General features: G+C 40.9%; 10 protein-coding genes. 2 read left to right on the forward strand and 8 right to left on the reverse strand.

The features are described 5' to 3' along the window. Window positions 1–9 precede the first annotated feature (9 nt). Window positions 10–3,171, reverse strand: coding sequence for a SusC/RagA family TonB-linked outer membrane protein (locus tag BLS35_RS04435; protein WP_090778224.1), 3,162 nt, complete (start codon window positions 3,169–3,171; stop codon window positions 10–12). Window positions 3,172–3,715: 544 nt separating this feature from the next. Between BLS35_RS04435 and BLS35_RS04440 the strand changes: the two genes are divergently transcribed. Together BLS35_RS04440 and BLS35_RS04445 are read left to right on the forward strand one after the other, a co-directional pair. After that, a complete protein-coding gene (locus BLS35_RS04440; protein ID WP_090778226.1) occupies window positions 3,716–4,582 on the forward strand; it encodes an SMP-30/gluconolactonase/LRE family protein in 867 nt (288 codons plus the stop codon). A 3-nt stretch (window positions 4,583–4,585) separates the two neighbouring features. Further along, window positions 4,586–5,599, forward strand: coding sequence for a Gfo/Idh/MocA family protein (locus tag BLS35_RS04445; protein WP_090778228.1), 1,014 nt, complete (start codon window positions 4,586–4,588; stop codon window positions 5,597–5,599). Here BLS35_RS04445 and BLS35_RS04450 read toward each other — a convergent pair. The 7 genes from BLS35_RS04450 to BLS35_RS04480 form a co-directional block, all read right to left on the reverse strand. Then, window positions 5,592–6,329, reverse strand: coding sequence for a hypothetical protein (locus BLS35_RS04450; RefSeq protein WP_090778229.1), 738 nt, complete (start codon window positions 6,327–6,329; stop codon window positions 5,592–5,594). The genes BLS35_RS04445 and BLS35_RS04450 overlap by 8 nt on opposite strands. 48 nt (window positions 6,330–6,377) lie before the next feature. Next, window positions 6,378–6,926 carry a GNAT family N-acetyltransferase gene (locus tag BLS35_RS04455; RefSeq protein WP_090778231.1) on the reverse strand — a complete coding sequence of 183 codons (549 nt, stop codon included), beginning with the start codon at window positions 6,924–6,926 and terminating at the stop codon, window positions 6,378–6,380. A gap of 60 nt (window positions 6,927–6,986) precedes the next feature. Beyond that, window positions 6,987–7,217: a hypothetical protein gene (locus BLS35_RS04460; protein WP_090778233.1), complete on the reverse strand. Its 231-nt coding sequence runs from the start codon at window positions 7,215–7,217 to the stop codon at window positions 6,987–6,989. Window positions 7,218–7,281: 64 nt separating this feature from the next. Then, window positions 7,282–7,851, reverse strand: a complete 570-nt coding sequence (locus tag BLS35_RS04465) for a dihydrofolate reductase family protein (protein ID WP_090778235.1) — start codon at window positions 7,849–7,851, stop codon at window positions 7,282–7,284. Between the two features lie 87 nt (window positions 7,852–7,938). Continuing rightward, window positions 7,939–9,780 carry a cytochrome-c peroxidase gene (locus BLS35_RS04470; RefSeq protein ID WP_090778237.1) on the reverse strand — a complete coding sequence of 614 codons (1,842 nt, stop codon included), beginning with the start codon at window positions 9,778–9,780 and terminating at the stop codon, window positions 7,939–7,941. Between the two features lie 28 nt (window positions 9,781–9,808). Continuing rightward, window positions 9,809–11,155: an alkaline phosphatase family protein gene (locus BLS35_RS04475; RefSeq protein WP_090778240.1), complete on the reverse strand. Its 1,347-nt coding sequence runs from the start codon at window positions 11,153–11,155 to the stop codon at window positions 9,809–9,811. 78 nt (window positions 11,156–11,233) lie between these two features. Next, window positions 11,234–12,331 carry a sensor histidine kinase gene (locus BLS35_RS04480; protein WP_207909083.1) on the reverse strand — a complete coding sequence of 366 codons (1,098 nt, stop codon included), beginning with the start codon at window positions 12,329–12,331 and terminating at the stop codon, window positions 11,234–11,236. Between the last annotated feature and the right edge of the window lie 6 nt (window positions 12,332–12,337).

Below are 12,337 nucleotides of genomic sequence, written 5' to 3' on the forward strand. Positions count from 1 at the left end.
TCAATTTAATTAAAGTCCGACATTAATACCAAAAGTGAATGTTCTGTATTGCAGCATATCCTGGTCATCATAACCGGAATAACCTACCTCAGGGTCAATTGGCAATCGTTTATCAAAAGTAATGGTACCTAAATTGGTTGCCCTTCCATAAACAAAAACCTTACTCAAGCCCAACTGCTTAAACAATGCCACATTCTTAATATCATAGCCCAGGCTAATATTCCTTAAACGGATATGGTCGCCGCGGTATAAACGGTAAGTACTTGTAGATGGGTCGTTGTTCGGATTTGTTGCATATTTAGGCACATCTGTAACCTGACCAACTGTTGTCCACCTATGATCAAAAATATACTGATACTTATTGTACAGGTATTGAGATGCATTGGTAAAGTAAATATCAGCAGCACTGGTCACCCAATAGCCCAAATTATAATTTACATCTACGCTTAAACTCAATCCTTTGTAAGAAAACGTATTATTAAAGCCTCCCGTAACCTTAGGAATAGCTTGTTTGTCTAACAGAATCAAGCTTGCATCTGCAATTTTATTCGTTGTTTCAGTGCGGCTCGCATCTTTGTAAAATAAGGCATCGCCATTTTGAGGATCCACACGAGCAAACTCTTTCATGTAGTAAGTATTAAAGCTGTAACCCTCTTTCAAATAAAACGAGCCATTCTGCACAGGTGTATTTTCAGGCAAACGGGTAATTTCATTTTTATTGAAAGCGGCGTTAAGGTTAGAATACCATCTAAAATCATTTACCCTCAACAAATCACCTTTTAAGGTCAACTCCCAACCTCTATTCGCCATTGCGCCAATATTCTTGCCAACTGAAGAAAAACCTGTAGTTAACGAAGTCGGAACATTGCGGATCAGACCGTAAATATTGTTATAATAGTAATCAACCGTCAACATAAACCTATCCTGAACAAATCCAATATCCAGACCTGCATCAAATTTCTTAGAAGTTTCCCAACGTTGGTCAACATTACCACTGGATGAATACTGCTGACCAGTGTAACCGGCATAACTATAAGAGCTGCTATAACCTACCTGAGGCACCCAGGCATAATTACCCATACTGGCATTTCCGGTAGTACCGTACGAAGATCTCAGTTTAAAAGAAGACATCACATGCTGCTTTTTAAAGAATTCTTCCTGATGTACATTCCAGGTACCACCCACAGAATAAAAGTAAGCCCCCTGGTTTTTGGTAGGGAATCTCGACGAACCGTCTCTTCTTACAGAAGCACTCAAGGCATATTTGTTTTTAAAATTCACATCAGCAAGGGCATATAGCGAATTAAAAGAGTAATTACTGTACTGCCCAAAAGCACCATTAGGCGTTGCTGCGTTAGAGAGTGCAGTCAACTCAGATTGTGCTGAAGGAAAACCAAAACCATCGGCAGCCAATAAATACTCTTTTGAACGCTGAGCCTCATAACCCAAAGCAGCAGTCACATAAAAATCCTTATCGCCATTTATATCATAGCGATAATCAACCTGATTACGCGCCAACCAGTTAAAGTACCTGGTGTAGTAGTTTTTACTACGTCCTTTAAGCCCGGCACCATCTCCCATCACTGCATTCAGAAACAAGGTTTCTTCTAAGGTGTTGTAGTCCACACTAAAATAACTAGTGTAATTTAGTTTATCCCAGATGTTCCATTTAAGTTGGGTGTTTCCCAAAATACGCGTTTGCGACAAGTATTTTTTGTCATTATCGGCAATCCACAATGGATTGTAGATACCCGGGAAATTGGTATTCCCAACATTCGACGTATTGATTGATCCATCATCGTTATAAGCACGCTGAAAAGGTCTTAAAACACGTGAGGCCCATGTCGGACTACCCGAAAACTGCGTACCGTAAGGCGTATTCTGACCTACATTAGAGAAATTAATACCCGCTGTAAGTTGGAATCTTTTACTGATCTGATGATCAAAATTGAACAAACCTGAGATTCTTTTTAAATCAGAGCCGATAGTCGTAGCTTCCTGTTGAAAATAGCCAGCCGAAGCAAAAAGTTTTGTTTGCTCAGTTCCACCATTCATACTCACATTATACTGCTGCTGTCTACCAGTTCGTGTCACCAAATCGTACCAATTGTTGCTCTTTCCACTGTTTAGGCCGTAATTCTCAGCAGCCGTTTCCACCAGCGTTGGGGTGCTGCCAGAATTTGTTAGCGCTTCTCTAAATAACACAGCGTAATCATCGGCATTCAAAACTTTTCCTGCATCAGGGTTATCCATAGCTTTAGAAGAGCCATATTCAGCATCTACACGGATTTGAGTTTTCCCGCTTTTACCTCTTTTTGTAGTAATACGAATTACCCCCGCACTTCCACGAGAACCGTATAAAGCTGTCGCAGCGGCGTCCTTAAGCACATCCACACTTTCAATGTCATTTTGATTTAACCCCGCTAATGCATTAGCCGTGGTAGAGTTGTAACCTAATTTTCCTGAGTTTACAATCATATTATCAATTACAATCAAAGGATTGGAATTCAAAGAAAGTGAACCAAGACCCCTGATTCTTATATCTACGTTTGCACCAGGTTGTCCACTGGTTGTTGGCGCAGTCAAACCCGCTATTTGTCCCTGCAAGGTCTGCGCAAATGTAGAATAAGGCTTATTCTCCATCACATCACCTTTAATCGAACTAATCGCACTGGTATTTGCTGCAAGCGTCGTCGTCCTATAGCCGTCCGATATTACCACCTCATCCAGCGTTTTCACGTCCACCTTTAGCACTACATTGATCTGACTCTTGTTTGCCACAACCTGTTGTGGGATAAAGCCAATCATTTTAAAGGTCAGCGTAGCTCCTTCGGGCACATTCGTTAGTTGATAACGGCCATTTCCATCCGTTGAAGTAGCCTGAGAACTACCAGACACCTGAACCGACACGCCTGGTAATGGCTCACCGTCAACACCGGTTACTCTACCACTAACATTTATAGTTTGAATTTTATTACCCGCGTTTAACCCATATCCATTAGCCTTTAGGTGATAACCAAAGGATGACGCAGGAAAAACATCAGGACTATAGTTTGCCGCCGATACCTGGGCGCTAAACAAACCTACCACTGCAAAACCTAATGTAGAATTGAGTGTGACTTTGCGAAAAAGAGCCTGGGCCCCATTTTCAATATGAATTTTAAAACTCATACATTTTTAATTAAATGATTAAAAATTAAATTATTAATTCTGGTGGTTCAACTCAATTACCAATATGCTATCTATGGCAATTTACGCAATAGATGATTTAGGCATGAGTCCTAAATGTCTTGTCTAATTATCAATCATACTCCTCCGTTTTTTAGTTATACAGTTTTGTGCTTGCTTTCAGGATTTCTAATCCCGAAACGTCCCGATCATGGTAACAACTATGGTGTGTACGCTACCGTTTTCCAGACGGCTCAAATGGTTTTATATTTTGGTTAGGCTCTTAATATGTATACAAATATATAACTTTTTTGTAAACAAAATAATTTAATTGATTTTTTTATTAAAATAATATTGTCCCAAGCCTCTTCAGAATTAAGCGTACAATCTACTGTTATTCAATAGTATATAAATTAGAAAATGGAACACCAGTTAAAAACGGTCTACAAACTCAGCATAAGAAGGAATTAAAAATTCATTTTTTAATAAATTATGTAAACTAAAAAACGCCAAAAAAGTATACATTAGATATATATTTAGAATTAAAATGAAAGCCAGGCTTGTAATTGACACCCAATCTACCTTAGGCGAAGGCCCTATATGGAGTCCTATAGCCCAAAAACTCTATTGGGTAGACATCGACCGTTGCTTGTTGCATTGGTACGATCCGGCCATTCAACTTCATCAAAGCATAGTTTTTGATCAAAAGATAAGCACTGTGGTTCCAAGCACTGATGGAGCGCTGATCCTTGCAATGAAAGATGGAGTGTATAGCTATGATACAGCCAATAGCAAACTACAACTGATTGTTTCTAATCCAGAAAATAGTACGACAGGTAACCGATTTAACGATGGAAAATGTGACCCTTCCGGGCGACTATGGCTGGGTACAATGGGTAATCAGCAATCAGCCGCTTTATACCGCATAGATGCTGACTACAATATACAAACCATGGTAAGCAACATCAGTACCTCAAATGGCATTGTGTGGTCATTGGATCAAAAAAGCATGTATTACATCGACAGTAACACCTATAAAGTAATTGCTTATGACTTTGATAACCAAACAGGTCAAATATCAAACCCTCAGGAAGTGATTACCATTCCAACTAACATGGGGATGCCTGATGGCTCCACCTTGGATTCTGAAGGCATGATTTGGATTGCTCTCTGGGGAGGTTATGCTGTTACCAGGTGGAACCCAGAGAACGGAAAGCTATTGGCAACAATAGCCGTTCCTTCAAAAAATGTTACCGCTTGTGCATTTGGAGGAAAAAAACTAGACTTGCTTTACATCACAACAGCACAAGCATCAGATACAGATCTAAACCAGCAGCCAAACAGTGGCGGGTTGTTTGTAGTAAAACCAGGAACAAGAGGAATTGAAGCAAATTTTTTCCAAAATAAACGCTAAACTATGGCAAAGACATCATTTAACCGACGGGACTTTATTAAATCTGCAGCACTGGCTGGAGCTGGCATGAGCTTAAACCTATCCCCCTTGTCTTCATTTGCAAAGGACGTTTCATCAGGCAAAGGCAAAAGAGTAGGTATTATTGGTCTAGATACCACGCATAGTATCGCTTTTACAAAAGCCTTAAACGACGCTAATGCTGGGCCAGAATATGCAGGCTATCGCGTTGTAGCCGCATATCCCTATGGCAGCAGAGATATTGAACTTTGCATTAAACGGATACCGGTTGAAACGGAGGAAATCAAGAAATACGGGGTAAAAATTACTGGCTCTATAGCGCAGTTATTGAAAGAAGTTGATGTGGTCTTGTTGGAGACTAACGACGGAAGGCTTCATCTGGAGCAAGCACTGGAAGTATTAAAAGCGGGCAAGCCACTTTTCATTGATAAACCAATGGCAGCTTCATTTAAAGACGGAGCTGCGATCTTTAAAGCCGCAGAAAAGTATAAAGTACCGGTGTTCTCTTCATCTTCACTGAGGTTTATGTCTGCCATTAAGGATGTGAATACAGGTAAATACGGAAAAGTAACAGGCGCTGATACCTATAGCCCTGCCTACCTCGAAAAAACACACACAGATTTATTTTGGTATGGGATACATGGTGTAGAAACACTTTTTTCGGTAATGGGACCAGGCTGTAAACAGGTTACACAATTTTCCGCTGGGGATACGGATGTGGTTATCGGTACCTGGGCAGACAACAGAATCGGGACATACAGAGGTCTGCGCTCCGGTAAAACCGATTTTGGCGGAACTTGCTATTGTGAGAAAGAGATTGTACAGTTAGGCCCATATGTAGGTTATGCCCCCCTACTTATAGAGATTATCCAATTTTTCGAATCTGGAAAACCACCTGTATCAAGTAGGGAGACATTAGAAATTTTAGCCTTTATGGAAGCGGCGGCAGAAAGTAAACGCCAGGCTGGTAAACCCGTGGCGATGCCAGCATTTAGTTAGCCAGCTTAACCACTGGCTTGCCATTAACACATTCTATCTTTTCCACTTTTACTTTGGATGGAACGTAATCCGCTTGACCTTGGGCCCGAAGAATACGATATTTCAATCCGTTATAAAGAGAAACCTTTTTCTTAAGTACTGAGAAATCTTGGGTCCTCAAATAAGGGATAAATTCAACCTCCATAATTTTATCTTTTATTAAGGCGGTTGGCAACCATGCCGATTCGCTAGTGCAGGTCTGTGCGTTTACGATAGCCATAATCTCATCATAGGTTTTTGTAGCAAGAGGTCCTGCCTCTTCAATACTGATATTTTTAGAACTAACCAGCTGCACTGTATCCGCATTGCATTCCAGTCGGATAGGCTGTTCAGTTATCCAAATAGATTCATAGCATGGATCAATGATGATACCCATTCTCACCATGGCATCTACCTGTTTACCCAATAAATCGAAATACTCCTTTTTCAGCTTGTTAAAGTTATTTACATCTGATGATTTGACGGTATAATATGAAGTAGAGCAGCCTGTTGAGATCTCTTGTATAGATACATTGTCCTTTTGACTGCAGGGAACATGAGATGCAAGCGTCTTAATTTCGGTTAGCTTGGCCTCTGCCATCTTTCCCCATTCATTAACGGTAGTTTCGTCTTTTTTACAGCCTAGAAATAAAAACATTAAAGCCAGTACAATAGTCAGTGGTTTGGTCGTAGCGTTGAGATAGTTAGTCATATTTTTTTTTGTTGGTTTAAAGGTAAAACGCAACGAAAGACAAAAACGCTACAGCAGCAAACCATATATTTCACTATCCAGGAATTTCCCTTCAAAATAATAGTCTTCTCTAAAATAAGCTTCCTTTATAAAGTTATGCTTGAGCAGGAGTTGCCTTGAAGCATCATTTCCTGGGTTGATGTTCGCAAATATAGAGTGGAATCCGACAGTATTGAATCCAAAATCAATAGCAGCGACAAGGCCTTCAGAAAGAATCCCCTGTCTCCAGTAATCCGGATGTAACATATACCCTATTTCTGCTCTGTGGTTGGCAAGATCTGTTCGCCAATACCCCACATTACCGATCATCAGGTCTGGGTTATCCTTAAGGGTGATCGCCCAAACCAGACTCATTCCTGTATAAAATTGTTGATTGATGGTTCGAATAGCAGCTTCAGAATCCCTTACAGCTTTTGGCCAGGGGCGGTCTATGTAGCGCATAACTTCAGTATTGGTCCGCAATTGGAATAATGCCTGTGCATCTGAAAGCCTCTGTTCACGAAGCAGTAGCCGTTTGGTTTCTATTTCGGGGAGCCGAGGTAAGTTGATTTGGAGCATTGGAGTTATGGAGCTAAACGTAATAGTAATAGATGCATATTCATAAAATCGCTTTTAGTTTTACAAGCGATACCGAAGTTTAATGTTTCTTCCTATCGCTTTAAGTAAACCAGGATGATCACTTACAGTTGCATCTACCGCTTCCCAATCTCCTTTTGAGTTGCATGCAAGCTGATACTCTTTTCCTTCCAGGCTAATTTGGATGGCATTAGTCTCTTTTGTAATTCCCTTCGTGACGATAATGTAGGTATAATCCTTTTCGTCAAAATTGATGCGTAGCGGTAAACTCATAATGCAAATATAGCGTCGGAAATTAACTTTTATTGTGCTCGTTGTGATTTACATCTCTGAAAAATTATTTTTTCAGTGGTCCGAGATGCTTATAAGTGTTGAGTAATACGCCTGTTGGTGTGCTCAGCGTGCTAACGTATTCCAGTTCCCGCGCGTCAAATTTTTCTGTAAAAATGCGCTTGCCTTTCCCGAGTAATACCGGATATACGATCAGGACAACCTCATCTATCAATCCCGCGTCAAGCAACAATGAGGTTAGTGATGTACTTCCAGAAAGCACCAGATCAAGGCCTGCTGTCGACTTCAATTTGCGAAGCCCTTCAATGATGTCCTCGCCTAGATCTTTTACCGGTCCCCATTCCAGGCTCTCCGGTCTATGGGTAGCAACGTATTTAGTTGCGGCGTTTATAGCGTTCGCCATTGGGAAGTCCCCGGCATTTGGCCAGAAGCGAATCCAGGCATCATAGGTGCGGCGTCCCAGCAGCAAGTCAAAGTTTGTTCCGTATGCATCAAGTAGCATAGCCATGCCAGCAGGAGTACGATATGGAGCCGTCCAGGCACCATAAGCATAGTCTTCGTCGTGTTCGATCACGCCGTCAAGCGAAATGTGTTCAAATATTCTGATCTTTCTCATTTTGATTCTTTTTAATTATATCCAAATTTAGAGAAGAGCAGATGCAGATGTGAGGGGGAATCATGACAATAAAAGGGTGTTCAACGACTATCTGCTCTCTAAACTCTCCATAAAAGCAATGATGTCTTTTTTTTCATTTTCAGTGAGCTGTAGCTTTTCTTCAGACAGCGTTTGATTGGCAAGCTTTATTCCTAAGCCGGCAGCTCCCCCATTGTTGTAGAATTCCATGACCTCATCTAAGGTCTGATATGCGCCATTGTGCATATAGGGCGCTGTTTTCTTGATGTTCCGGATCGTTGGAATCTTAAAAGCATGTTTATAGGAATCAATACCAATCACACTATAATAACCCAAATCCGCGTCCAATGTGGAGTCCGCCACCGACACAGGCACACCCAGTACTTCAGTCTCACTCGAAATGAATTTTGGAGGAGTAACCCCATTAAACAAAGGCGCGAAATGACAAGTAGCACATTTCGCCTTTCCCATAAATAGATTAAAGCCTTTCAATTCCTGCGTCGACAAGGCCTTTTCATTCCCTTGCATATACGCATCAAAGCGGCTATTGAGTTTTACCAGGCTGCGAATATAGGAAGCCAAGGCATTGGTCACTTGATCCGAATTGATTCCTTTCTCCCTGCTTGCAGAAAAAGCCTTTGCAAATAAGGACGCATATGGTTTATCAGTGGAAACATATTTGATGATCGCCTTCATCGAGCCATCCATCTCCTGCTTGCTACTGATGACATCACGCACCTGATCCTCCAGGGTTAAGGCCCGCATATCATAGAAATAGTTTGACTGTAATGCAGCATTGACTAAGGTAGGGACATTTCTTGTCAGCAGATTTGCAGGGTCATGAATGGTTGTATTCCTTGCTAGTCCGTCTGTAAAAGCCAAATTAGGGTTATGACAAGAAGCACAACTTCTTGTACCATTACCAGATAATGCTGCATCAAAAAAGAGTTTTTCTCCTAGCTCCACCTTTGCAGCTGTGGTGTGAAATTCAGAGCCTGGAGAAAAGGCATCTGCATTAAATGCATCCGAATCAAACAGTGTTTTTGCCTCCTGCCTAAGCATTCGGTTATATTTAATTTTAGGGCCTGGTAAGTCCTGTTCCAATTGTGCTATTCCAGTACTGATCTTATTTCCGTAACGAGTAATAAATAGCGCTCTGTCGAAAGCGTCAAAATTAGGATGATGATCAAGGTAGACTATGGCCGCATCCAAATCCTGCAATAAAGCCGTGTTATCCTTTTTATTTACATACAAAGACAGCACATTTCGCAAGCTTTTTAACGCTTCAGCTGCTTCCTGCATACTGTTCAAAGCCAAAGCATTATCAAATCCGGTAATACCCAAAGTGATGATCCTAAATACCTCTAATTTGCTTCCATCCAATATCCGCCAATCAGCAAGGTCATGGTCACTAAAAAAAGAAATCAGATAGGCTGTATTGGTGATTAAATGCTTTACCTGAGCGACCAGTTCCTCTTTCCTTGCGGGATCATAAGCTGGATAAATGATTTCCTCGATCAGCTGCAAACCTATCGGATCTACAGCGCGAGCTAAAGAAGGATCTAATAAATCCGCATTCTCAATCTCCTGCACGGGCGGACCGTTTAATCTCTTGCTCAGGTCGGCAGTAAAATATTCCGAAGCCCATTCAAATCTTTTGAACAGCAGTCTTGATTTTAAAAAGGATCTACGAAGCTTGCCTTCGTCAAGCTTATCTTTATTCAGCTCCAAAAAGAGGCTATCTTTTACATAGGCCTGGAAGGATACGATCTGATTGAAAACCTCTTTTCGAATCTTTTGTTCCCGCGATCTGGCTTGTGTTTCTCCTGTATCGTTCGAATTAGAGGCGGTAAAGCTGACAATAAATAGCGCTGTCAACAGCAGTGCTACTATTCCGATCCTCTTACTCATAACCTCCTCCTCTTCCTCAGCAAATGATTTAATTGAATGTCAAAGCATTTCTAAACGGATTCGCATTTTTGTCACGCTCGGCCAGCGGTGCTATTCCCCATCTGTGCTCTATAAAAGAAAGAATGCTGACTGTCTCATACTGTGTATGATCTACCACGCCTTTTTTAGCAAATGGCCCGATCATAATCGCAGGAATACGGCTTCCTGGTCCCCATCTGTCAATAACTGGTGGAGCTACATGGTCAAAAAAGCCACCAAACTCATCGTAGGTTAAGATCACCAAAGCATCCTTTGCATTTGGCCCATCCAATACTGCATTGATCAGGTTTACGGCAAGTTGTTCCGAAGAATACACAGCAGAAGCCCCAGGATGTTCGTCATTTCCACCACCTGGTTTCACAAAAGAAACGCTGGGAAGATTGCCTTCCTTGGCTGCTTTGATGAAATCTTCCTGATCTTTCATATGCTTCCGGCCTTCTGTCCCTGCTTCATATTTAGCGAAATAAAGGAATGGCTCATGATTATAAGCAAAATTATTTTTCCTTCCAGCCACAGCATCATTCCAGCCCTCCGAATACCAGGCCCAGGATACATTTTTTTCAGTCAGTCGGTCGCCAATAGTCGGCATAGTCTGAGATGGTAATAATTTAGAAAGATCAGATTTTTCAGGGTAAGGTGCATTTCGCGAAAGCACATGGTTGACAGCATAACCGTCAGGCGTAACGATACCGTCCTTGATCATCTTGCCATTGGCATCAAATTTCGCGACCAATGACTTCGGCGCATCAGGCCAAACCGGCACAGCGGCAGAAATCAAGAAAATATGGTTAAAATAAGAACCACCAAATACACTTTGAAAAAAGTTATCACACAGTGTATATTTTTGGGCCATCGGGAACAATGGTATTTTTTCGGTGTTGTAATAACCCATCGTCAAACCTTTCGAATCATTATAAGCGGCAAACTGATTCATCTTTCCGCCGTTAATTTGCAACTGGTTATGAAAAAAACGGTGTGTCACATCAGGTGTTACTTTGTCCGAAGGAACATATTGGTCTATATTAAAAAGCGCGTTGGGCAAGTTTGTAGGGAAAGAGTTGTTTCGAGGGATCTCAGGCAGGAATTGATAAGGCTTACCATCTTTATCAACTTGTATGAAGTTACCTTTTTTAGCATTTTTAATCCCATTTGCACCTTTAAACTCTCCATATAGATTGTCAAAACTGCGGTTTTCCATATAGATCACTACCAGGTGCTTAATTTGCCCGATACCTTTATCAAATGACGTTTCTTGGTGTTGCACTTTTTTGTTGATTCCGCAACCGCCGATCAACAAAATGATAAAAGAGGTATAAAAAAGTCGCTGTAACTTCATTCTGTATGCTTTTTAAGATTCGAATTAAATATATAAATATAAATTCCTATTGGCATTGTAGTATAACAAACAAGTTACCTAATCTTTAAATGTGATTACAAACCTTACCCCCTCATTCACCTTACTTTCTACTTCAATATGCCCCCCTAAACTATTGATATGGTTATAGACCAGGAAAAGTCCAATCCCTTTACTATCCGCATGGTTGTGAAACGTTTGGTGTAGTCCGAATACTTTGTTTTTCACCTTTTCCATGTCAAAGCCCAAACCCTTATCCGAAAAAATCAATTGCCTGTTGCCATTCGTTATTTTTGTAGCGATAGCAATATCAGGCTGGGTATCCGGTTTTGCATACTTAATGGAATTGGTCATCAGATTAAGGAATATACTCTCCATGTAAACCTTATTAAAGTCGACTGTATCAAATTCAGAGAAATCAACATCAACAACCGCTCCGGAGCCAGTAATTAATGAATTTATAGAAAGTAACACACCATTTAGCACCTCATGAAGATTCAGCCTTTCTACTGGTACATGCAAACTTTTTTTCTGACTGGCAGCATCCAAATAATAATTTAGAGTGACATTCAAGCCTGTTGTTGTGGATTGCAATACATTGATCAAACTTCTGGTTTCCTCATCCTCAATACGCTCCAGATCTAAAAGACCAAATAAGGCAAGCAGATTATTTACGGGCGCCCTCAAATCATGAGAGGCCATATGAATTAAGTGCTGCAGCTCCTCGTTTATCTTCGAAAGGCTCACCAACAGTTTGTTCCGCTCCTCTTCTAAATTCTTTTTCTGTGTGACATTCTTGGCAACAGCATACACCAGCTCCGATTCAGGAACGGGAATCGAGGTCCAGGACAACCATAAAATTTCACCAGATTTGGTCTGGTAGCGATTTTCAAAATTTAATAAAGGAACGTTTTTCTTGAGCTTACTTCGGTGTCCATCTGTAACATATTTGTCTTCCTCGTACACAAAATCATTGATAGGTCTAGAAAACAACTCCTCTTCAGTATAGCCCAATAGCTTAGAAACTGCAGGATTGATTCTTTTAAAATAGCCATCAAATCCCGCAATACACATCAAGTCCTGGGAAACTTCAAAAAAGGGCTCGCTATCAAACCTGTCCTGAACAAGTCCATTTTGACTATTTACTTTAGGCATCATAAAATT

Origin of the sequence: Pedobacter sp. ok626, from assembly GCF_900100435.1 — a bacterium.
Taxonomy (GTDB): domain Bacteria; phylum Bacteroidota; class Bacteroidia; order Sphingobacteriales; family Sphingobacteriaceae; genus Pedobacter.

Coding starts and splice junctions, on each gene's coding strand:
- BLS35_RS04475 (WP_090778240.1), bottom strand. CDS start 11,155: ATGAAGTTACAGCGACTTTTTTATACCTCTTTTATCATTTTGTTGATC.
- BLS35_RS04470 (WP_090778237.1), bottom strand. CDS start 9,780: ATGAGTAAGAGGATCGGAATAGTAGCACTGCTGTTGACAGCGCTATTT.
- BLS35_RS04460 (WP_090778233.1), bottom strand. CDS start 7,217: ATGAGTTTACCGCTACGCATCAATTTTGACGAAAAGGATTATACCTAC.
- BLS35_RS04465 (WP_090778235.1), bottom strand. CDS start 7,851: ATGAGAAAGATCAGAATATTTGAACACATTTCGCTTGACGGCGTGATC.
- BLS35_RS04455 (WP_090778231.1), bottom strand. CDS start 6,926: ATGCTCCAAATCAACTTACCTCGGCTCCCCGAAATAGAAACCAAACGG.
- BLS35_RS04445 (WP_090778228.1), top strand. CDS start 4,586: ATGGCAAAGACATCATTTAACCGACGGGACTTTATTAAATCTGCAGCA.
- BLS35_RS04435 (WP_090778224.1), bottom strand. CDS start 3,171: ATGAGTTTTAAAATTCATATTGAAAATGGGGCCCAGGCTCTTTTTCGC.
- BLS35_RS04450 (WP_090778229.1), bottom strand. CDS start 6,329: ATGACTAACTATCTCAACGCTACGACCAAACCACTGACTATTGTACTG.
- BLS35_RS04440 (WP_090778226.1), top strand. CDS start 3,716: ATGAAAGCCAGGCTTGTAATTGACACCCAATCTACCTTAGGCGAAGGC.
- BLS35_RS04480 (WP_207909083.1), bottom strand. CDS start 12,331: ATGATGCCTAAAGTAAATAGTCAAAATGGACTTGTTCAGGACAGGTTT.